A 22,585-nucleotide genomic window follows, 5' to 3' on the forward strand; every position below is an offset into this window, starting at 1 on the left:
GCAAAGGGACCCGCACGACCGAAGTCGTACGGGCCCCTTCGAGCCACTCAGGTCAGCAGACCCTCAAGCCAGTCCGAAGACTCACTTGTTGATCTTGGTGACCTGGCCGGCGCCCACGGTCCGGCCACCCTCACGGATGGCGAACTTCAGGCCCTCTTCCATGGCGACGGGCTGGATGAGCTCCACCTTCATCTCGGTGTTGTCACCCGGCATGACCATCTCGGTGCCCTCGGGGAGGGTCACCACGCCGGTCACGTCCGTCGTGCGGAAGTAGAACTGCGGACGGTAGTTGTTGAAGAACGGCGTGTGGCGGCCACCCTCGTCCTTGGACAGGATGTAGGCCTGCGCCTCGAACTCGGTGTGCGGCGTGACCGAGCCCGGCTTGATGATGACCTGGCCGCGCTCGACGTCCTCGCGCTTGATGCCACGGAGGAGCAGACCGACGTTCTCACCGGCCTGGCCCTCGTCGAGCAGCTTGCGGAACATCTCGATGCCGGTGACCGTGGTGGTGGTCTTCTCCTGCTTGATGCCCACGATGTCAACGGTCTCGTTGACCTTGAGGACACCACGCTCGATACGACCGGTGACGACGGTGCCACGACCGGTGATCGTGAAGACGTCCTCGATCGGCATCAGGAACGGCTTGTCGACGTCACGCTCGGGCTGCGGGATGTTCTCGTCGACGGCCTTCATCAGCTCGAGGACGGAGTTGCCCCACTCCTTGTCGCCCTCGAGAGCCTTGAGCGCCGAGACCTTGACGACCGGCAGGTCGTCGCCCGGGAACTCGTACTCGGAGAGGAGCTCACGGACCTCGAGCTCGACGAGCTCCAGGATCTCCTCGTCGTCCACCATGTCGGCCTTGTTCAGCGCGACGACGATGTACGGAACGCCGACCTGGCGGGCCAGGAGCACGTGCTCCTTGGTCTGCGGCATCGGGCCGTCGGTGGCGGCGACCACGAGGATGGCGCCGTCCATCTGCGCCGCACCCGTGATCATGTTCTTGATGTAGTCCGCGTGACCGGGGCAGTCGACGTGGGCGTAGTGACGCGTCTCGGTCTGGTACTCGACGTGCGCGATGGAGATGGTGATACCGCGCTGGCGCTCTTCAGGAGCCTTGTCGATCTGGTCGAAGGCCGAGGCCTCGTTCAGGTCCGGGTACGCGTCGTGCAGCACCTTGGTAATGGCGGCCGTGAGGGTCGTCTTACCGTGGTCGATGTGACCGATGGTGCCGATGTTGACGTGCGGCTTAGTCCGCTCGAACTTCGCCTTCGCCACGGGGGTCCTCCTGGGGAGTGGTTCTGGTACGCCTTACTCATCGGCGCCAGGTGATCTTTGCTGGAAAGCCCGGGCCCCGGGGCACTCTCACCGCGATTGCGGCGGAATGCCCCTCAAGGCTCCGGAGTCAAGCCTACGGCGTGTAGACGCGGTGCGTTACTCGCCCTTGGCCTTCGCGATGATCTCCTCGGCGACGTTCCGCGGAACCTCGGCGTAGGAGTCGAACTGCATGGAGTAGCTCGCACGGCCGGACGTCTTGCTGCGCAGGTCGCCGACGTAGCCGAACATCTCCGAGAGGGGCACGAGGCCCTTCACGACGCGGGCACCCGCCCGCTCCTCCATGGCCTGGATCTGGCCACGGCGGGAGTTGATGTCACCGATGACCTCGCCCATGTAGTCCTCGGGCGTGGTGACCTCGACGGCCATCATCGGCTCGAGCAGCACGGGGCTGGCCTTGCGCGCGGCCTCCTTGAAGGCCTGCGAACCGGCGATCTTGAACGCGAGCTCGGAGGAGTCGACCTCGTGGTAGCCACCGTCGATCAGGGTGACACGCACGCCGGTCATCTCGTAGCCGGCGAGGATGCCGAACTGCATGGCCTCCTGCGCACCGGCGTCCACCGAAGGAATGTACTCCTTCGGGATACGCCCACCGGTCACCTTGTTCACGAACTCGTACGAGGCGTCGCCGCCCTCGATCGGCTCGATCGCGATCTGCACCTTGGCGAACTGGCCGGTACCACCAGTCTGCTTCTTGTGCGTGTAGTCGACCCGCTCGACCGCCTTGCGGATGGTCTCGCGGTACGCGACCTGCGGCTTGCCGACGTTGGCCTCGACCTTGAACTCACGGCGCATACGGTCGACCAGCACCTCGAGGTGCAGTTCGCCCATACCACCGATGATGGTCTGGCCGGTCTCCTCGTCCGAGTGAACCTGGAAGGACGGGTCCTCCTCGGCCAGGCGCTGGATCGCGACGCCCAGCTTCTCCTGGTCACCCTTCGACTTGGGCTCGATGGCGACCTGGATGACCGGCGCCGGGAAGTCCATGGACTCCAGGATGACCGGGTTCTTGTCGTCGGACAGCGTCTCACCGGTGGTGGTCTGCTTCAGGCCCATCACGGCGACGATGTCGCCGGCGCCCACCGAGTCGATCTCCTCACGCTTGTTCGCGTGCATGCGGTAGATCTTGCCGATGCGCTCCTTCTTGCCCTTGACGGAGTTCAGCACCGCGGTGCCGGACTCCAGGCGGCCCGAGTAAACCCGGACGAAGGTGAGCTTGCCGAGGTGCGGGTCGCTCATGATCTTGAACGCGAGCGCGGCGAGGGGCTCGTCCTCCGACGGCTTGCGCACGACGACCTGCTCCGGGTCCTTGACGTCGTGGCCCTCGATGGCCTCGACGTCGAGCGGAGTGGGCAGGTAGCGCACGACGGCGTCGAGCAGGGGCTGAACGCCCTTGTTCTTGAACGCGGTGCCGCAGAAGACGGGGGTGACGGTGGTGCCGCCGCCCTTGCCGGACGCGATCGTGATACGGCGGATCGCGGCGTAGAGCTGCTCCACGGTGGGCTCGGTGCCCTCCAGGTACAGCTCCATCAGCTCTTCGTCGTTCTCGGCGACGGCCTCGAGCAGCTTGCCGCGGTACTCCTCGGCAGCCTCGGCGTGGGTGTCCGGGATGTCGACGGTGTCGTACATCTCGCCCTTGGTCGCCTCGGCCGACCAGACCAGGGCCTTCATCGTCACGAGGTCGATGACGCCCTTGAAGTCCGCCTCCGCACCGATCGGCAGCTGCATGACCAGCGGCTGCGCGCCCAGGCGGTCCGAGATCATGTCCACGCAGCGGTGGAACTCGGCGCCGGTACGGTCCAGCTTGTTGACGAAGCAGATACGCGGCACACCGTAACGGTCGGCCTGACGCCACACCGTCTCGGACTGCGGCTCGACACCGGCGACACCGTCGAACACCGTCACGGCACCGTCGAGCACGCGCAGGGAGCGCTCCACCTCGACGGTGAAGTCGACGTGACCAGGGGTGTCGATGATGTTGATGGTGTAGTCGTTGTCCTCGAGCGGCCAGTGACAGGTGGTCGCAGCAGACGTGATCGTGATGCCACGCTCCTGCTCCTGCTCCATCCAGTCCATGGTGGCAGCGCCGTCGTGGACCTCACCGATCTTGTACGACACGCCCGTGTAGAACAGGATCCGCTCGGTGGTGGTCGTCTTGCCCGCGTCGATGTGGGCCATGATCCCGATGTTGCGGACCTTGGCCAGGTCAAGTGAAGTGGTAGCCATAAGGCTTCAGTCTTCTCTCGGTCTCGATGTGGGTAGCGACTACCAGCGGTAGTGCGCGAAGGCCTTGTTGGACTCGGCCATCTTGTGGGTGTCCTCGCGCTTCTTCACAGCGGCACCGAGGCCGTTGGAGGCGTCGAGAAGCTCGTTGAGCAGACGCTCGGTCATGGTCTTCTCGCGACGGGCGCGGGAGTAACCGACCAGCCAGCGCAGCGCGAGCGTGTTGGCGCGACCGGGCTTGACCTCGATCGGAACCTGGTACGTCGCACCGCCGACACGGCGGGACTTGACCTCGAGGGTCGGCTTGATGTTCTCCAGCGCGCGCTTCAGCGTGATGATCGGGTCGTTGCCCGTCTTCTCACGCAGACCCTCCATGGCGCCGTAGACGATGCGCTCGGCGGTGGAGCGCTTGCCGTTCAGCAGCACCTTGTTGATGAGGGAGGTCACCAGAGGAGAACCGTAGACCGGGTCGATGATGACCGGGCGCTTCGGGGCGGGGCCCTTACGAGGCATTCTTACTTCTCCTTCTTGGCGCCGTAGCGGGAACGGGCCTGCTTGCGGTTCTTGACACCCTGGGTGTCGAGGGAGCCACGGATGATCTTGTAGCGAACACCCGGCAGGTCCTTCACACGGCCGCCGCGCACGAGCACGATCGAGTGCTCCTGCAGGTTGTGTCCCTCACCCGGAATGTAAGCGGTGACCTCGATCCCGCTGGTCAGACGCACACGCGCGACCTTACGCAGGGCCGAGTTCGGCTTCTTCGGGGTGGTCGTGAACACACGCGTGCAGACGCCCCGACGCTGAGGGGAACCCTCGAGTGCGGGCGTCTTGTTCTTCTCGACCTTGTCCTGCCGGCCCTTCCGGACCAGCTGCTGGATCGTAGGCACTACTTCTCCGGTTTCTGTGTGCCGAATGGTGAAGCTAACCTGGAACATCTCCGACCCACGCGGTCGGGTGTGTCGAATCCCGCGGACTCCCGCCGCCAGGCAGAAATAAGCGCAGATTGCGGTGGCCGGTGTCAGCTCGCCGTGCGGTTCATGGCACACACGCGAGCCAGGGCACACCCCAGGCACAAGGTCTGAGCGTACCTACCGCATTCGCTGCGGTCAAAACAAATGGGCACCGCCCGCATCGCCACGCCGGACATGTCAAGCCCCCCGGCCCTTGACGATCTTCAATTCGGTGGCGTGTGTCCGTTATGCACACACCTTCACGATGCTACGACGGACACGACCGTCAGCAACACCAGAACGAGTGCCCAACCCGCCGTGGACAACCACCCGAGCACCAGCCCGGTCAGCGCCAGCCCGTCCCCCAGCTCTCCCCGGCTGCGGATCTCCGCCCGGGCCGCATGCCCCAGCACGACGGCCGGGATGCCGGTCAGCCCCATGGTCGGCACGCACAGCAGCCCGCAGACGCCCGCCGCGACGGCCTTCCCGTTGGTCCGCGGGCGCGGCACGGGCAGGAACGCCGGCGGCACGGACCCGGCGGAGGACGGCTGCGGCAGCGGCCCCTGCGGCAGATCCGCGACGAGCAGCGCCAGCTCCCCCACGGTCCGCGCCGCGTAGGCCCGCCCCACCCGCTTCTCGAACTCGTCCCGCTCCATCCGGCCTTCGCCGTACCCGGCTCTGAGCACGTCCACGGCCCGCTCCCGATCGGCGTGCGACGCGAGCATCGACGAAGCACCGGCACCCTGCCAGGGCTGCCAGGGCTGCCAGGACGGATAGTGCGGCTGCGGCACGGAGCACCTCCCCGGGGTCCGGACTCCTTCCATGATGCGCCCAGGCGCGGCATCCGGCACCGGCGCGTGACGAGGGAAGCACGACAGGTCGGCCACACAGCCGGCAGACGCGCTCCCCGCACGGAACGCGCCACGGTCTCGCCGCACTCCCCGGGACGCGCCACAGGCCCCCCGGGACCGCGTACGGGCCCGCCCCGCCCGGGACGCCGGCCCGCAAAAACGCCGAAGGGCGGCCACCCCGCAGGGTGACCGCCCTTCGACTCAAGCGACTCGCTTACTGGTTGTACGGACCGTAGTCGTAGTCCTCCAGCGGGACGGCCTGGCCGGAGCCCGTGCCGAACGGCGAGTAGTCGATGTCGTCGTAGCCGACGGCCGAGTACATCGCGGCCTTGGCCTCCTCGGTCGGCTCGACCCGGATGTTGCGGTAGCGGGACAGACCCGTACCGGCCGGGATGAGCTTACCGATGATGACGTTCTCCTTGAGGCCGATGAGGCTGTCGGACTTGGCGTTGATCGCCGCGTCCGTCAGGACTCGGGTCGTCTCCTGGAAGGAGGCGGCCGACAGCCAGGATTCCGTCGCCAGCGAGGCCTTGGTGATACCCATGAGCTGCGGACGACCCGAGGCCGGGTGACCACCCTCCTGGACCACACGACGGTTCTCGGTCTCGAACTTCGAGCGCTCGACCAGCTCGCCGGGCAGCAGCTCGGCGTCGCCGGACTCGATGATCGTCACACGGCGGAGCATCTGCCGGATGATGATCTCGATGTGCTTGTCGTGGATCGACACACCCTGCGAGTTGTAGACCTTCTGGACCTCGCCGACCAGGTGGACCTGGACGGCACGCTGGCCCAGGATGCGCAGCACGTCGTGCGGGTTGGTGGCACCCACGGTGAGCTTCTGGCCCACCTCGACGTGCTCGCCCTCGCTGACCAGGAGACGGGCACGCTTCGAGATCGGGAACGCCGTCTCGTCGCTGCCGTCGTCCGGGGTGACGACGAGCTTCTTGGTCTTCTCGGTCTCCTCGATCCGCACGCGGCCCTGGGCCTCGGAGATCGGGGCGACACCCTTCGGGGTACGGGCCTCGAAGAGCTCGACGACACGCGGCAGACCCTGGGTGATGTCGTCACCGGCCACACCACCGGTGTGGAAGGTACGCATCGTCAGCTGGGTACCGGGCTCACCGATGGACTGGGCGGCGATGATGCCGACCGCCTCACCGATGTCGACCAGCTTGCCGGTGGCGAGCGAACGGCCGTAGCACATCGCGCAGGTGCCGACGGCGGACTCGCAGGTCAGGACCGAGCGGGTCTTGACCTCCTCGACACCGCGCCGCACGAGCTCCTCGATGAGGACGTCGCCCAGGTCGGTGCCGGCCGGGGCCAGCACCTGCCCGTCGACCACGATGTCCTCGGCGAGGCAGCGCGCGTACACGGAGGTCTCGACGTCCTCCGTCTTGACCAGCGTGCCCTCGGCGTTCCGGTCGGCGATCTTCAGACGCAGACCGCGCTCGGTGCCGCAGTCCTCCTCGCGAATGATGACGTCCTGGGAGACGTCGACCAGACGACGCGTGAGGTAACCCGAGTCGGCGGTACGCAGAGCGGTGTCCGCCAGACCCTTACGGGCACCGTGCGTGGAGATGAAGTACTCCAGCACGGACAGGCCCTCACGGAAGGAGGCCTTGATGGGACGCGGGATCGTCTCGTTCTTCGCGTTCGACACCAGACCACGCATACCGGCGATCTGACGCATCTGCATCATGTTGCCTCGTGCACCCGAGTTCACCATCATGAAGATCGGGTTGGTCTTCGGGAAGTTGTCGTTCATCGCCTCGGCGACCTCGTTGGTCGCCTTGGTCCAGATCGCGATGAGCTCCTGCGTGCGCTCGTCCTTGGTGATCAGACCGCGCTCGTACTGCTTCTGGACCTTCTCGTCCTGCGCCTCGTAGCCCTTGACGATCTCCTTCTTCGCCTCGGGAACGACGACGTCGGAGATGGCCACGGTGACGCCGGAGCGGGTCGCCCAGAAGAAGCCGGCCGCCTTCAGGTTGTCGAGCGTCGCCGCCACGATGACCTTGGGGTAGCGCTCGGCGAGGTCGTTGACGATCTCGGAGAGCTGCTTCTTGCCGACCTCGTAGTCGACGAACGGGTAGTCCTCGGGCAGCAGCTCGTTGAAGAGCGCGCGGCCCAGGGTGGTGTTCAGCCGGAAGGGGTCACCCTGCTGCCACTCGCCCGCGGCGGTGTCGGACTCGGCGCCCTGCTCGGGCGCCGGCGGGGTCCAGCCACGCGGCGGGATGGTGCCGACCGGGAAGCGGACGTCGATCCTCGACTGGAGCGAGAGCTCGCCCGCGTCGAAGGCCATGATCGCCTCGGCGACCGAGGCGAAGGAACGGCCCTCGCCCTTGAGGTCGCGCATCTCGCCGTCGGTGGTGAGGAAGAACAGACCGAGGACCATGTCCTGGGTCGGCATCGTCACCGGGCGGCCGTCGGCCGGCTTGAGGATGTTGTTCGAGGACAGCATCAGGATGCGGGCCTCGGCCTGCGCCTCCGCGGACAGCGGCAGGTGCACGGCCATCTGGTCACCGTCGAAGTCCGCGTTGAACGCGGTGCAGACGAGCGGGTGGATCTGGATGGCCTTGCCCTCGACCAGCTGCGGCTCGAAGGCCTGGATGCCGAGGCGGTGCAGCGTGGGCGCACGGTTCAGCAGAACCGGGTGCTCCGCGATGACCTCTTCCAGCACGTCGTACACGACCGTGCGGCCGCGCTCGACCATGCGCTTGGCGCTCTTGATGTTCTGCGCGTGGTTCAGGTCGACCAGGCGCTTCATCACGAACGGCTTGAAGAGCTCCAGCGCCATCGCCTTCGGCAGACCGCACTGGTGCAGCTTCAGCTGCGGACCGACGACGATCACGGAACGCGCGGAGTAGTCCACACGCTTACCGAGCAGGTTCTGACGGAAGCGACCCTGCTTGCCCTTCAGCATGTCGCTGAGGGACTTCAGCGGGCGGTTACCGGGACCGGTGACGGGGCGACCGCGGCGGCCGTTGTCGAACAGCGCGTCGACGGCCTCCTGGAGCATGCGCTTCTCGTTGTTCACGATGATCTCGGGCGCACCGAGGTCGAGAAGGCGCTTCAGGCGGTTGTTCCGGTTGATCACACGGCGGTACAGGTCGTTCAGGTCGGAGGTCGCGAAGCGGCCACCGTCCAGCTGCACCATCGGGCGGAGGTCCGGCGGGATGACCGGCACGCAGTCGAGCACCATGCCCTTGGGGCTGTTGCTGGTCTGCAGGAACGCGGAGACGACCTTCAGGCGCTTGAGCGCACGGGTCTTCTTCTGGCCCTTGCCGGTACGGATGATCTCGCGGAGGCGCTCGGCCTCCTCGTCGAGGTCGAAGGACTCCAGGCGCTTCTGCAGCGCCGCGGCACCCATCGAGCCGTCGAAGTACGTGCCGAAGCGGTCACGCAGCTCGCGGTAGAGCAGCTCGTCGCCCTCCAGGTCCTGGACCTTGAGGTTCTTGAAGCGGTTCCACACCTCGTCGAGGCGGTCGATCTCGCGCTGCGCACGGTCGCGCAGCTGCTTCATCTCGCGCTCGGCACCCTCGCGCACCTTGCGGCGCACGTCGGCCTTGGCACCCTCGGCCTCCAGCTCGGCCAGGTCGGTCTCGAGCTTCTTGGCGCGGGCCTCCAGGTCGGCGTCACGGCGCTGCTCGATCTGCTGGCGCTCGACGGAGACGTGGGCCTCCAGCGAGGGCAGGTCGCGCGTACGGCGCTCCTCGTCGACGTACGTGATCATGTACGCCGCGAAGTAGATGACCTTCTCGAGGTCCTTGGGGGCCAGGTCGAGCAGGTAGCCCAGGCGTGACGGGACGCCCTTGAAGTACCAGATGTGGGTGACCGGGGCGGCGAGCTCGATGTGGCCCATCCGCTCACGGCGCACCTTGGCACGGGTGACCTCGACGCCACACCGCTCACAGATGATGCCCTTGAAGCGGACACGCTTGTACTTGCCGCAGTAGCACTCCCAGTCCCGGGTCGGACCGAAGATCTTCTCGCAGAAGAGTCCGTCCTTTTCGGGCTTGAGCGTGCGGTAGTTGATCGTCTCGGGCTTCTTGACCTCGCCGTGGCTCCACTGACGGATGTCGTCAGCGGTGGCCAGACCGATCCGGAGCTCGTCGAAGAAGTTGACGTCGAGCACTATGCGTCAATCCCTCTCAGGGTTGTAAGTCATGGGGTCTGATACGGGGGTCCTGGGGCCGGAGGCCTTCATGACGAAGGCCTCCGGACTCCCGTCAGACCTCTTCGACGCTGCTCGGCTCACGCCGGGACAGGTCGATGCCAAGCTCCTCCGCAGCGCGGAAGACGTCCTCGTCGGTGTCGCGCATCTCGATGGACATGCCGTCCGAGGACAGCACCTCCACGTTGAGGCACAGGGACTGCATCTCCTTGATGAGCACCTTGAAGGACTCGGGGATGCCGGGCTCGGGAATGTTCTCGCCCTTGACGATGGCCTCGTAGACCTTCACGCGGCCGGTGACGTCGTCGGACTTGATGGTCAGCAGCTCCTGGAGGGCGTACGCGGCGCCGTAAGCCTCCAGCGCCCACACCTCCATCTCACCGAAGCGCTGGCCACCGAACTGGGCCTTACCACCCAGCGGCTGCTGGGTGATCATCGAGTACGGACCGGTCGACCGGGCGTGCAGCTTGTCGTCGACCAGGTGGTGCAGCTTGAGGATGTACATGTAGCCGACCGAGATCGGCTCGGGGAACGGCTCGCCGGAGCGGCCGTCGAACAGCGGCGCCTTACCGGTCGGGAGCACCATGCGCTCGCCGTCGCGGTTCGGGATGGTGTGGTTCAGCAGACCGGCCAGCTCGTCCTCACGCGCACCGTCGAAGACGGGGGTGGCGACGTTCGTGCCCGGCGCGACCTGGTCGGCCTCGATGGCCTGCAGGCGCTGGGCCCAGTCGTCCGCGAGCCCGGAGACGTCCCAGCCGCGGCTGGCGAGCCAGCCGAGGTGGATCTCCAGGACCTGTCCCGGGTTCATTCGGGACGGGACACCGAGCGGGTTGAGGATGATGTCGACCGGGGTGCCGTCCTCCAGGAACGGCATGTCCTCGATCGGCAGGATCTTCGAGATGACGCCCTTGTTGCCGTGACGGCCGGCGAGCTTGTCACCGTCGGTGATCTTGCGCTTCTGCGCGACGTACACGCGCACCAGCTGGTTCACACCGGGGGGAAGCTCGTCGCCCTCCTCGCGGTCGAAGACGCGGACGCCGATGACCTTGCCGATCTCGCCGTGCGGCACCTTCAGCGAGGTGTCACGGACCTCACGGGCCTTCTCACCGAAGATGGCGCGCAGCAGGCGCTCCTCCGGCGTCAGCTCGGTCTCACCCTTGGGCGTGACCTTGCCGACGAGGATGTCGCCGGCGACGACCTCGGCACCGATGCGGATGATGCCGCGCTCGTCGAGGTCGGCGAGGACCTCCTCGGAGACGTTCGGGATGTCCCGGGTGATCTCCTCGGGGCCGAGCTTGGTGTCACGGGCGTCGACCTCGTGCTCCTCGATGTGGATCGAGGAGAGGACGTCGTCCTGCACGAGGCGCTGCGACAGGATGATCGCGTCCTCGTAGTTGTGACCCTCCCACGGCATGAACGCCACGAGCAGGTTCTTGCCCAGCGCCATCTCGCCGTTCTGGGTGGCCGGACCGTCGGCCAGGACCTGGCCCTCGATGATCCGGTCGCCCTCGTTGACGATGACCTTCTGGTTGACCGAGGTGCCCTGGTTGGAGCGGGCGAACTTGGCCAGGCGGTACGTGATGTACGTGCCGTCGTCGTTGGCGGTGGTGATGTAGTCCGCGGAGACCTCCTGGACCACACCGGGCTTCTCGGCCTTGACCACGTCGCCGGCGTCGACGGCGGAGCGGTACTCCATGCCGGTGCCGACGAGCGGGGCCTCGGACTTGATCAGCGGCACGGCCTGACGCATCATGTTCGCGCCCATGAGGGCACGGTTGGCGTCGTCGTGCTCGAGGAACGGGATCATGGCGGTCGCGACCGACACCATCTGGCGCGGCGAGACGTCCATGTAGTCCACGTCCTCGCCGGTGACGTAGTCGACCTCGCCGCCCTTGCGGCGGACCAGCACCCGGGCCTCGGCGAAGCGGAGGTCGTCCGTCAGCTGCGCGTTGGCCTGCGCGATGACGAAGCGGTCCTCCTCGTCGGCGGTCAGGTAGTCGACCTCGTCGGTGACCTGGCCCTCGAACACCTTGCGGTACGGGGTCTCCACGAAACCGAACGCGTTGACCCGGCCGTAGGAGGCGAGCGAGCCGATCAGACCGATGTTCGGGCCTTCGGGCGTCTCGATCGGGCACATGCGGCCGTAGTGCGAGGGGTGCACGTCACGGACCTCGAAACCGGCCCGCTCACGGGACAGACCACCCGGGCCGAGAGCCGACAGACGGCGCTTGTGGGTGAGACCCGACAGCGGGTTGTTCTGGTCCATGAACTGCGACAGCTGGCTGGTGCCGAAGAACTCCTTGATGGAGGCGACGACCGGCCGGATGTTGATCAGGGTCTGCGGCGTGATCGCCTCGACGTCCTGGGTCGTCATCCGCTCGCGGACGACACGCTCCATACGCGCCAGACCCGTGCGGACCTGGTTCTGGATGAGCTCGCCGACGCTGCGCAGGCGGCGGTTGCCGAAGTGGTCGATGTCGTCGGTCTCGACGACGATGTTCGTACCACTGTCGCCGACCGTCTCGGTCTCGCCCGCGTGCAGCTTCACCAGGTACTTGATCGTCGAGATGATGTCCTCGACGGTCAGGATGCCCGCGTCCAGCGGAGCGTCCGCACCCAGCTTCTTGTTGACCTTGTAGCGGCCGACCTTGGCCAGGTCGTAGCGCTTGGGGTTGAAGTACAGGTTCTCCAGCAGCGTCTGCGCGGCCTCACGCGTGGGGGGCTCGCCCGGACGCAGCTTGCGGTAGATGTCGAGCAGCGCGTCGTCCTGGCCCTGGGTGTGGTCCTTCTCCAGGGTGGCGCGCATCGACTCGTACTCGCCGAACTCCTCGAGGATCTGCTCGGTGGTCCAGCCGAGCGCCTTGAGCAGGACGGTGACGGACTGCTTGCGCTTGCGGTCGATGCGGACACCGACCATGTCGCGCTTGTCGATCTCCATCTCCAGCCAGGCACCCCGGGACGGGATGATCTTGGCGGAGAAGATGTCCTTGTCGGACGTCTTGTCGATGGAGGAGTCGAAGTAGACACCGGGCGAACGGACGAGCTGCGACACCACGACACGCTCGGTGCCGTTGATGACGAAGGTGCCCTTGTTCGTCATGAGCGGGAAGTCGCCCATGAAGACCGTCTGGGACTTGATCTCGCCGGTCTCGTTGTTCGTGAACTCGGCGGTGACGAAGAGCGGGGCCGCGTACGTGAAGTCACGGTCCTTGCACTCGTCGATGGAGTTCTTCGGCGGCTCGAAGCGGTGGTCGCGGAAGGTCAGCGACATCGACCCGCTGAAGTCCTCGATCGGGGAGATCTCCTCGAAGATCTCCTCGAGCCCGGACTTGGTGGGGACGTCCTGACCGTTCTCGAGAGCCTCCTCGACCCGACTCTGCCAGGCGGTGTTGCCGAGGAGCCAGTCGAAGCTCTCGGTCTGCAGCGCGAGCAGGTTCGGAACCTCGAGAGGCTCCTTGATCTTTGCAAAAGAGATGCGCAGCGGGGCAGTGCTGGCGGCGTTGTTCGTATTCGCGGTCGAGGCGTTGCGCGAGGCGGCCAAGAGGGGGTCCTTCCGAGGGCTCGGACTCACTACGCGCGTACCGGCCCCTCTCCCGTACACGGAGACAAGCCGCGTGGATCCGGCCGAAAGGCCAGGTCAACAAGTCTTGTCGTCGATGCTCGAGCGAGGGCAGACCCCTAGTGACGGGCAGGGGACAGCTAACAGGCAGCGCAAAGGGTCAGTGTAGCCACTTGGCCCACTGATGTCCAGTGCGGGTCGTGAAACCCGTGTTCACCCTCGTTGTTCCACTCCTGCGACACGGCGCTGCCCTCAACGCACGTTGATACTGCCCTCTTCGTCGCCGATCCATGCCTCGGATTCGGATCCTGTGACGACGCGTCCTGAGAATTGCGCGCTGCGTGCGGTTCGTCAAGGCCCCCCTGCCCGATCCGGAGCCGCCCGGAGACACGACGAAGATCACCATACCCCCCGTCACAAAGGGTTCAAGGCAACCGCGGCCGGCCCCCGAGAACGCCGAAGAGCGACCACCCGGATGGATGATCGCTCTTCCGCGCTTACGCGTTACACGTCCGGCCGGACGTGTTGTGGATCCGGACGGATCCGAGGGTCTTACTTGACCTCGACGGAGGCGCCGGCGCCCTTGAGGGACTCGGCGGCCTTCTCGGCGGCGTCCTTGGCGACCTTCTCGAGAACGGGCTTCGGGGCGCCGTCCACGAGGTCCTTGGCCTCCTTCAGACCCAGGGAGGTCAGCTCACGCACGACCTTGATCACCTGGATCTTCTTGTCGCCGGCACCGGTGAGGATGACGTCGAACTCGTCCTGCTCGGCCTCGGCCTCGGCCGGGGCGGCCGGACCGGCCGGACCGGCGACGGCGACGGCCGCGGCGGCGGTGACGTCGAACTTCTCCTCGAACGCCTTCACGAACTCGGAGAGCTCGATGAGGGTCATCTCCTCGAACTGCGCGAGCAGGTCTTCCTGGCTGAGCTTCGCCATGATGGCGGTCCTTCCACTAATTCGGCAGGTGCCGGATGTACATGTGAGGCGGGCGTACGTGTGGCCCGCGACGGTCGCCGCGTTCAGGCAGCGGCGGCCGGGATGCGAGCCGAGTTACTCGGCACCGCCCTGCTCGTCCTGCTTGGCACGGAGCGCGTCCACGGTGCGGACGAGCTTCGAGGGAAGCGCCTGGAAGAGCTGAGCAGTCTGGGACTGCTTGCCCTTGAAGGCACCCGCCAGCTTGGAGAGCAGAACCTCGCGGGACTCGAGGTCCGCAAGCTTCTTGATCTCATCGGCGGACATCGCCTTGCCGTCAAGGACGCCGCCCTTGATGACGAGACTGGGGTTGTCCTTGGCGAAGTCACGGAGACCCTTCGCCGCCTCGACCGGGTCACCGGTCACGAAGGCGACGGCCGACGAACCCGCAAAGAGGTCGTCCAGCGTCGTGATCCCGGCCTCGTTGGCCGCAATCTTGGTCAGCGTGTTCTTCGCCACACGGTACTGAGCGTTCTCACCGAGTGAACGACGCAGCTGCTGGAGCTGCGCGACGGTGAGACCGGTGTACGCGGTAACGACGGCGGCGTTGGAGTTGCGGAACTTCTCCCGCATCTCCTCGACGGCATCGACCTTGTCTGGCCTCGCCATGAGCCTCGGCCTCCTTCCGGGTGATTCGGACCGCGCGGACCCGAAGGAGGACTGGGGAAAACGAAACGCCCCGGCGCAAGCGCACGGGGCGTAGCTCGACCGGCTTCACGCACGCACGGGGCGGCGGATTCCGGGAGCTTCTCCAGTGTCACCTGCGCGGGTCGTCCGCCGTTCAGCGGATCCTTCGGCCACCGCGCCCTCTGATGAGCGCGCGGTAACGACCAGCGGTCTTTGGCTTCTGTAGGAGAGTACGGGAACGGATCGCCGTCAAGCAAATCCGCCCGTACGGCTGATCAGCGCGGGGCGGTTCAGCCCTGCTCCAGCTCCTTGAACATCTCACCCAGGTCCGCGACGTCCTTGGCCGGCGGGGCCGTCACGGTGACCGGCTTGTTGTAGTCGAGGAAGGTGATCGTCATGTCGAGCGGGCCCTTGTCGGCCTGGCCCTTCATGCGGAACTGCTTGGTGTGGTCCTCGCCGTCGACCCACATGTCCATCGTGAACGTGTCGACACCGAGCTTTTCGTACTGCTCGATGCTCTTCTCGCGCTGCTCGCGCGTCTCCGCCTTGTCGTCCTTCAGCGAGGCGCGCAGGTCGTCGAGGGTGACCGTGCCCGAGTAGCGGGTGGTCTCGACGCCGTCGACCTCCTCGCTGCCGACCTTCTTCACGTCCTTGGCGCCGGTGAGGAAGGTCGACTGCGCCGCCGGGTTCTGCTCGGCCTGGCTCGTGGACCCCATCCTGTCGAGGTCCTTGGCGGCGTCGGAGCCGGACAGGTCGAACTTCAGCCAGCGCTTGCCGTCCATCTCCTTGGCCATCTCGGCTCCCCCACCGAGGTACATGGCCTTGTCGACGAGACGGATCTCCACGCTCTCCGCGCCCTGGTCGGGCGCCTTCATCTTCATGCTCATCGCGATCGTGGGCTTCAGGCGCATGGACGCCTCGCCCTCGACGCGGCCGGACTCGGGAACCGAGCCCTTCATGCGGTACTGGAGGGACGTGATGTCCTCCGTGTTCTTCGCCGCCTTGGCGACGGCCGCCGCGGGCGTCATCTCCGGCGACTCCCCGGCACCGCAGCCGACGGCACCGGCGGCCAGAAGCAGCGCGCCCAGGCCGGCGGCAGGTATGGACTTCTTCATCGGATTCCCCCCAAGGAATACATGCTTGCTTCACAGCAAGGCCGCGAGCCTATCCCAGAGGCGCACAAGTGATCTATCCGAATAAGAACGGGTCAAGGCGCAGCGGACTGCGTGCGCATGAGGTCCTCGAAGTCCCCGGTGTCGGACTGCGGCGGCCGCTCGGCCCGGACGGTCACGCCGTAGTCGGTGTAGTGCGCGGTCTGGGTCATCGGGCCCGTGGCCGTCCGCGCTTTCTCCACCTTCTTGACCAGCAGGTTCCGCTGGTCGATCCAGATGTCGACGGTCTCGGTGGTGACACCGGCCTCGGCGAGCTGCTTCCTCAGGCCGGCGTCGGCGACGTCGGCCGCCGCCACGGTGCCGGACCAGTGCGTGGCGGTCCGGCCGCGGACGGTCTCCTCACCGACCTTCCTGACGTCGCCGGAGGACAGCAGGAGCTTCACGGACTGATTGGGCGTCGTCCTGCGCATCTGGTCGCCGAGCCGGGCGCCGGAGCCGCCGGTGAGGGCTTCGAGGTCCTCGTACGCGTACCGGATCCAGTGCTTGCCGCCGGCCTTCTCGGCGAAGTTCTCGCCCATCCGCGCGTAGTACGCGTCGGGCAGGTACCGGGCCTCCATCGAGGTGCTGCCCAGCCGGCGCATGGTGTCGGCCATGGTGCCGCCGGTGTAGGTGATGGTGAGGGTGCCGGTGATGCCGTCGCTCCAGCCGAGGGTGCCGGCGGCGGTCATGGACATCAGGGAGCCCATGGTCGTCGTGGACTCGACCCGGGCGGACTCGGCCTGCTCGGTGGCGCGTTCGGCCGCGCGCAGGGCCGCCGGGGACCGGCCGCGCCCGGCACGGTCGTCGTGGCCGGGGCCGTCGGAGGAGTCCTGTGAGGTGCAGGCGGCCACCCCCGTCAGCGCGGTCGCCGCGAGCACCAGGCCCACACGGCGCACGGTCATGCCCTGCATACGTCCCCCCGTTCGCATCCGGTTCCCGCACGTTAACCCAGGCCACCGGCGTACGTACCGGAAAAGGGAACGGGCCCCGCACCTGTGAGAGGTGCGGGGCCCGTGACCGGTTGGGTGAGCCGTCAGGCTCAGACCGAGGCCGGGTCCTCCTCGACGAGGAGGTTGCGGGTGCGGTTGGAGTCGACCGGAATGCCGGGGCCCATCGTGGTGCTGATGGCGGCCTTCTTGATGTAGCGACCCTTGGCTGCGGACGGCTTCAGACGGAGGATCTCCTCCAGCGCCGCGCCGTAGTTCTCCACCAGCTTGGTGTCGTCGAACGACGTCTTGCCGATGATGAAGTGCAGGTTCGAGTGCTTGTCGACGCGGAACTCGATCTTGCCACCCTTGATCTCGGTCACGGCCTTGGTGACGTCGGGGGTGACGGTGCCGGTCTTCGGGTTCGGCATCAGACCACGCGGACCGAGCACACGGCCGAGGCGGCCGACCTTGCCCATGAGGTCCGGGGTGGCGACGACGGCGTCGAAGTCCAGACGGCCCTTCGACACCTCGTCGATGAGCTCGTCGGCGCCGACGATGTCGGCGCCCGCGGCACGAGCGGCCTCGGCACGGTCACCGGTCGCGAAGACCAGGACCCGGGCGGTCTTACCGGTGCCGTGCGGGAGGTTCACGGTGCCACGGACCATCTGGTCGGCCTTGCGCGGGTCGACACCCAGGCGGAAGGCGACCTCGACGGTGCCGTCGAACTTGGTCGTGGAGGTCTCCTTGGCGAGACGGACGGCCTCGAGCGGGGCGTAGAGCTTCTCCCGGTCGACCTTGGCGTCCGCAGCGCGAAGGGACTTGCTGCGCTTGCTCACTACTGCTCCTGTGGATTCTTAGGAGTCGTGGTCCGGGCCGAGCAGGCCCTGCCACTTCTGCTGATGGGGTTGGGGCTCAGCCCTCGACCGTGACGCCCATGGAACGGGCGGTGCCGGCGATGATCTTCTCGGCGGCGTCCAGGTCGTTGGCGTTCAGGTCGGGCATCTTGGTCGTGGCGATCTCGCGGACCTGGTCACGCGTGATCTTCGCGACCTTGGTCTTGTGCGGCTCGCCCGAGCCCTTCTCGATACCGGCGGCCTTCAGGATCATCTTCGCGGCCGGCGGCGTCTTGGTGATGAAGGTGAAGGAACGGTCTTCGTAGACCGTGATCTCCACCGGGATCACCCAGCCACGCTGCGACTCGGTCGCGGCGTTGTAGGCCTTGCAGAACTCCATGATGTTCACGCCGTGCTGACCCAGCGCGGGGCCGACCGGCGGAGCCGGGTTGGCGGCACCGGCCTGGATCTGGAGCTTGATGAGCCCCGTGACCTTCTTCTTCTTGGGAGGCATGTGCTCTCTCCGGGTCCTAGTGAGAGTTTTTCAGCCTCCGAACCGGATCATCCGGATGGAGGCATACCGCACAACGATAACGGGTATCCATGTGCGGCCAAAAACCGAGCAGGTCAGACAGGCTGTGAGGCCCGTCTGACCTGTTCGGAAGCGGTGCGTCCAGAAGCGGTCAGTTCTTCTGGATCTGGTCGAAGGAGAGCTCGACCGGCGTCTCGCGGCCGAAGATCTCCACGAGACCCTTGACCTTCTTCGAGTCCGGGTTGATCTCGTTGATGGTCGCCTGCAGCGTGGCGAACGGGCCGTCGGTGACGGTGACCGAGTCGCCCACCTCGAAGTCCAGCACCTGGACCTCGACCTTGCGCTGCGGAGCCGGCTTGCCCTCGGCCTCGGCGGCCTCGCGGGCGGCCTTCTCCTCGGCCTCGGGGGCGAGCATCTTGACGATCTCGTCCAGGGTCAGCGGGTACGGGTCGTAGGCGTTGCCCACGAAGCCGGTGACGCCGGGGGTGTTGCGGACCACGCCCCAGGACTCGTTCGTCAGGTCCATGCGGACGAGGACGTAGCCCGGAAGCTTGTTCTGCTTGATCGTCTTGCGGTCGCCGTTCTTGATCTGGACGACCTCTTCCTGCGGCACCTCGGCCTGGAAGATGTAGTCCTCGACGTTCAGCGAGACGGCGCGCTGCTCCAGGTTGGTCTTCACGCGGTTCTCGTAGCCGGCGTAGGTGTGGATGACGTACCACTCGCCGGGCAGGACCCGCAGTTCCTCGCGGAGCTTCTCGATCGGGTCGCGGTCGTCCTCGGGCTCTTCCTCGAGTTCTTCCGCGGCCTCTTCGTCGTCCTCGGTCTCCGCCTCGGCGGCGTCGTCCGCGACGGCGTCGGCAGCCTCGACCTCGGCGGAGGCCTCGGTGTCCTCGCTGTCCGCGCCCTCGACGGTGTCGAGCTCGTCCTCGACGGACTCGACAGGCTCGATGGCGTCGTTCACGTTCGGGTCAGACACGGTGGCTGCTTCTTCCTGGATACATAGGGGTGGAACATGCGAAAGGAGCGCCGGGTACCTCGGCGCTCTTCGCGGACTGCTCAGCCGAACACGTACTTCGCGGCGTTGCTGAGCCCATAGTCAATCACGGTGATCAGGCCGATCATGATGACGACGAAGATGATCACCACGGTCGTGTAGGTCGTCAGCTGGTTGCGGGTCGGCCAGACGACCTTGCGCAGCTCCGCGACGATCTGGCGGTAGAAGAGGGCGAGCCGCTTCAGCGGGCCCTTCTTTCCGCGCTTACCGCCCTTGCGGCCCTTCCTGGACTCCGGCGCCTCGTCCTGGGCATCAGGCATGTCGATGGAGCCCACGGCGTCCGTCACTCGTCCTCACCTGATTCCGGGTCGTGGCCGTGCCGCGCCCGGTCTGAGCCGCACGGCGGTGCATTGCTGTACGTACATGCGCACACATCCTGGCGATGGAGTGTGTAGCAGGGCCGGAGGGACTTGAACCCCCAACCGCTGGTTTTGGAGACCAGTGCTCTACCAATTGAGCTACGACCCTTTGTGTGTCCCCCAACGTACCGCATCCATCCGGATGCTTGGTGTGCACCGGACGGGCGCAGCCCGCTGAAGGCCAACGAGGTGAGAGTGTACGTGCTCGGCGGCCGGTCGTCGAACAGAATGGGCGCGGCGCAGGGCACGTTGGCGGAAGATCGCCCGGGGAGCGAGGGCCGGACTGACGGGAATCCTGCGAAGATCGCCCAGGCAGTGCGGGCGATCCGCACTGTTGTTCAGGGGTTTGCCCGACGTTGTTCAGTCTGTGAAACCCCCGTGCCGCGCACGTTTCCGGTCTGAAACGATGGGACCCATGAGCGCTGCAACCCCTCCCACCGAGCGCCGGGTCTCCGCCCGAGTCGGCGCGATCTCCGAGTCCGCCACCCTCGCCGTGGACGCCAAGGCCAAGGCCCTCAAGGCCGCAGGGCGGCCGGTGATCGGCTTCGGCGCCGGTGAACCCGACTTCCCGACTCCGGACTACATCGTCGCGGCCGCGATCGAGGCCTGCAAGAACCCGAAGTTCCACCGCTACACGCCGGCCGGCGGCCTGCCCGAGCTGAGGGCCGCGATCGCCGCGAAGACGCTGCGCGACTCCGGCTACGAGCCGGACGTCTCCCAGATCCTGGTCACCAACGGCGGCAAGCAGGCCATCTACGAGGCCTTCGCCGCGATCCTCGACCCGGGCGACGAGGTCATCGTGCCCGCGCCGTACTGGACGACCTACCCGGAGTCGATCCGGCTGGCCGGGGGTGTCCCGGTGGAGGTCGTCGCCGACGAGACGACCGGGTACCGGGTGACCGTCGAGCAGCTGGAGGCGGCCCGCACCGAGAAGACGAAGGTCGTCCTCTTCGTCTCGCCGTCGAACCCGACCGGCGCGGTCTACAGCGAGCACGAGACCGAGGCCATCGGCCACTGGGCCGTCGAGCACGGCCTGTGGGTGCTGACCGACGAGATCTACGAGCACCTCGTCTACGGCGACGCCTCCGCCGTGTCGCTGCCGGCGGTGCTGCCCGAGCTGCGCGACAAGTGCGTCGTGGTCAACGGTGTCGCGAAGACGTACGCGATGACCGGCTGGCGCGTGGGGTGGATCATCGGCCCGAAGGACGTCGTCAAGGCCGCGACGAACCTGCAGTCGCACGCCACGTCGAACGTGTCCAACGTCGCCCAGGCCGCCGCGCTGGCCGCCGTCTCCGGTGACCTGGACGCGGTCGCGACGATGCGCGAGGCGTTCGACCGGCGCCGCAAGACCATCGTGCGGATGCTGAACGAGATCGACGGCGTGGTGTGCCCGGAGCCGGAGGGCGCCTTCTACGCGTACCCGTCGGTGAAGGAGCTGGTCGGCAAGGAGATCCGGGGCAGGCGGCCCAAGGACACCGTCGAGCTGGCCGCGCTGATCCTGGAGGAGTCCGAGGTCGCGGTCGTACCGGGTGAGGCCTTCGGCACGCCGGGCTACCTGCGGCTGTCGTACGCGCTGGGTGACGAGGATCTGGTCGAGGGTGTCTCGCGGATCCAGAAGCTGCTGGCGGAGGCGCGGGACTGACGTCCGCTTCGCCGGTCCTCCGGCTCGGGGCACATGCCGTTTTCGGTATGTGCCCCATTTGTTTGTGCGAGCAAGACCACGAAAGGGGAAACGGCTACCGGGACGGCCGGGACGTACGGCAGGATCCTGGGATGGAGCGTGTACGTGATGTCTCTGAGCTGCCGAAAGCCCATCTGCACCTGCACTTCACCGGGTCGATGCGGCCCTCGACGGTGCTGGAACTGGCCGACAAGCACGGCGTCCGGCTGCCCGACGCGCTGAGTGAGGCGCTGACCAGCGGGGAACCCCCGAGCCTGCGCGCGACGGACGAACGGGGCTGGTTCCGCTTTCAGCGGCTGTACGACGCGGCCCGCTCGTGTCTGCGGGCGCCGGAGGACATCCAGCGGCTGGTGCGGGAGGCCGCGGAGGAGGACGTGCGGGACGGGTCGGGCTGGCTGGAGATCCAGGTCGACCCGACGTCGTACGCGCCGCGGCTGGGCGGGCTGATCCCGGCGCTGGAGATCATCCTGGACGCGGTGGAGACGACGTCGCGGGAGACCGGGCTCGGGATGCGGGTGCTGGTCGCGGCGAACCGGATGAGGCACCCGCTGGACGCGCGGACGCTGGCGCGGCTGGCGACGCGGTACGCCGACCGGGGTGTGGTCGGCTTCGGGCTGTCGAACGACGAGCGGCGGGGGATGGCACGGGACTTCGACCGGGCGTTCGCGATCGCGCGGGAGGCCGGACTGCTGTCGGCGCCGCACGGGGGCGAGCTGGCGGGTCCGTCCTCGGTGCGGGACTGTCTGGACGACCTGGGGGCGAACCGGGTGGGGCACGGGGTGCGGGCGGCGGAGGATCCGCGGCTGCTGAAGCGGTTGGCGGACCGGCAGGTGACGTGCGAGGTGTGTCCGGCGTCGAACGTGGCGCTGGGGGTGTACGAGAAGCCGGAGGACGTGCCGCTGCGGACCCTGTTCGAGGCGGGCGTGCCGTTGGCGCTGGGCGCGGACGATCCCCTGCTGTTCGGGTCACGTCTCGCCGCGCAGTACGAGATCGCGCGGCGGTATAACGGGTTCACGGATGCGGAGCTGGCGGAGGTGGCCCGGCAGTCGGTGCGGGGGTCGGCGGCGCCGGAGGATGTGAAGACGAAGCTGCTGGCGGGGGTGGACGACTGGCTGGCGGCGTAGGTCGCGTCTGCGCTTGGGGCCGGGTGGGGGTATGCGTTTTGGCTTCGCCTCACACCGGGTGGGGCGGTGCTTCTCCGCGCCTCACGCCGGGTGGGGGTAACGCGTTTTCGCTTCGCCTCACACTGAGTGGGGTGGTGCGCTTCCGTTTCGCCTCACACGAGTGGGGGTGCCGCCTTCGCCTGACGCGGGATGTGGGTGGTGCGCTTCCCTTTCGCCTCACACGAGTGGGGGTGCCGC

17 protein-coding genes and 1 tRNA gene are annotated in these 22,585 nt (G+C 67.0%); 2 read left to right on the forward strand and 16 right to left on the reverse strand.

From position 1 onward, the window contains the following. Positions 1 to 81: 81 nt before the first annotated feature. The 16 genes from tuf to ABTX62_RS28205 all read right to left on the reverse strand — a co-directional run bounded on the left by tuf (position 82) and on the right by ABTX62_RS28205 (position 19,652). Positions 82 to 1,275, reverse strand: a complete 1,194-nt coding sequence (tuf, locus tag ABTX62_RS28130) for an elongation factor Tu (protein ID WP_030839706.1) — start codon at positions 1,273 to 1,275, stop codon at positions 82 to 84. 156 nt (positions 1,276 to 1,431) lie between these two features. Then, entirely contained in the window at positions 1,432 to 3,558 is a 2,127-nt protein-coding gene (gene fusA / locus ABTX62_RS28135; protein ID WP_283973853.1) for an elongation factor G, read from the reverse strand. Positions 3,559 to 3,597: 39 nt separating this feature from the next. Beyond that, the gene (rpsG, locus tag ABTX62_RS28140; protein ID WP_003992340.1) at positions 3,598 to 4,068 is read right to left on the reverse strand and encodes a 30S ribosomal protein S7; all 471 of its coding nucleotides are present in this window, start codon (positions 4,066 to 4,068) and stop codon (positions 3,598 to 3,600) included. Between the two features lie 2 nt (positions 4,069 to 4,070). Next, entirely contained in the window at positions 4,071 to 4,442 is a 372-nt protein-coding gene (gene rpsL, locus ABTX62_RS28145; protein ID WP_003948652.1) for a 30S ribosomal protein S12, read from the reverse strand. A 323-nt stretch (positions 4,443 to 4,765) separates the two neighbouring features. Further along, complete coding sequence (locus ABTX62_RS28150; protein ID WP_502998024.1) at positions 4,766 to 5,329, reverse strand: DUF1707 and DUF4190 domain-containing protein; 564 nt, start codon at positions 5,327 to 5,329, stop codon at positions 4,766 to 4,768. A 241-nt stretch (positions 5,330 to 5,570) separates the two neighbouring features. After that, entirely contained in the window at positions 5,571 to 9,488 is a 3,918-nt protein-coding gene (locus ABTX62_RS28155; RefSeq protein ID WP_352118820.1) for a DNA-directed RNA polymerase subunit beta', read from the reverse strand. A gap of 94 nt (positions 9,489 to 9,582) precedes the next feature. Next, entirely contained in the window at positions 9,583 to 13,068 is a 3,486-nt protein-coding gene (rpoB, locus tag ABTX62_RS28160) for a DNA-directed RNA polymerase subunit beta (RefSeq protein ID WP_283973856.1), read from the reverse strand. Between the two features lie 570 nt (positions 13,069 to 13,638). Further along, on the reverse strand, positions 13,639 to 14,022 hold the full coding sequence (rplL, locus tag ABTX62_RS28165) for a 50S ribosomal protein L7/L12 (protein WP_030839722.1): 384 nt from the start codon (positions 14,020 to 14,022) through the stop codon (positions 13,639 to 13,641). A 114-nt stretch (positions 14,023 to 14,136) separates the two neighbouring features. After that, positions 14,137 to 14,667, reverse strand: coding sequence for a 50S ribosomal protein L10 (gene rplJ / locus ABTX62_RS28170; protein WP_283973857.1), 531 nt, complete (start codon positions 14,665 to 14,667; stop codon positions 14,137 to 14,139). A gap of 308 nt (positions 14,668 to 14,975) precedes the next feature. Continuing rightward, positions 14,976 to 15,800, reverse strand: coding sequence for an SCO4651 family lipoprotein (locus ABTX62_RS28175; protein ID WP_352118821.1), 825 nt, complete (start codon positions 15,798 to 15,800; stop codon positions 14,976 to 14,978). A gap of 92 nt (positions 15,801 to 15,892) precedes the next feature. Then, complete coding sequence (locus ABTX62_RS28180; protein ID WP_352118822.1) at positions 15,893 to 16,747, reverse strand: SCO4651 family lipoprotein; 855 nt, start codon at positions 16,745 to 16,747, stop codon at positions 15,893 to 15,895. A gap of 128 nt (positions 16,748 to 16,875) precedes the next feature. Next, complete coding sequence (gene rplA, locus ABTX62_RS28185) at positions 16,876 to 17,601, reverse strand: 50S ribosomal protein L1 (protein WP_352118823.1); 726 nt, start codon at positions 17,599 to 17,601, stop codon at positions 16,876 to 16,878. Between the two features lie 76 nt (positions 17,602 to 17,677). Beyond that, complete coding sequence (rplK, locus tag ABTX62_RS28190; protein WP_003992325.1) at positions 17,678 to 18,112, reverse strand: 50S ribosomal protein L11; 435 nt, start codon at positions 18,110 to 18,112, stop codon at positions 17,678 to 17,680. 169 nt (positions 18,113 to 18,281) lie between these two features. Further along, entirely contained in the window at positions 18,282 to 19,106 is an 825-nt protein-coding gene (gene nusG / locus ABTX62_RS28195; protein WP_283973861.1) for a transcription termination/antitermination protein NusG, read from the reverse strand. An 80-nt stretch (positions 19,107 to 19,186) separates the two neighbouring features. Next, on the reverse strand, positions 19,187 to 19,471 hold the full coding sequence (gene secE, locus ABTX62_RS28200) for a preprotein translocase subunit SecE (protein WP_352118824.1): 285 nt from the start codon (positions 19,469 to 19,471) through the stop codon (positions 19,187 to 19,189). A gap of 108 nt (positions 19,472 to 19,579) precedes the next feature. Then, positions 19,580 to 19,652, reverse strand: a tRNA-Trp gene (locus tag ABTX62_RS28205). Positions 19,653 to 19,958: 306 nt separating this feature from the next. Here ABTX62_RS28205 and ABTX62_RS28210 point away from each other — a divergent pair. Together ABTX62_RS28210 and ABTX62_RS28215 are read left to right on the forward strand one after the other, a co-directional pair. Next, positions 19,959 to 21,185: a pyridoxal phosphate-dependent aminotransferase gene (locus tag ABTX62_RS28210; RefSeq protein WP_352118825.1), complete on the forward strand. Its 1,227-nt coding sequence runs from the start codon at positions 19,959 to 19,961 to the stop codon at positions 21,183 to 21,185. 131 nt (positions 21,186 to 21,316) lie between these two features. Beyond that, entirely contained in the window at positions 21,317 to 22,348 is a 1,032-nt protein-coding gene (locus tag ABTX62_RS28215) for an adenosine deaminase (RefSeq protein ID WP_352118826.1), read from the forward strand. Positions 22,349 to 22,585 lie beyond the last annotated feature (237 nt).

This window comes from Streptomyces sp. NPDC096046 (assembly GCF_040303285.1).
Classification (GTDB): domain Bacteria; phylum Actinomycetota; class Actinomycetes; order Streptomycetales; family Streptomycetaceae; genus Streptomyces.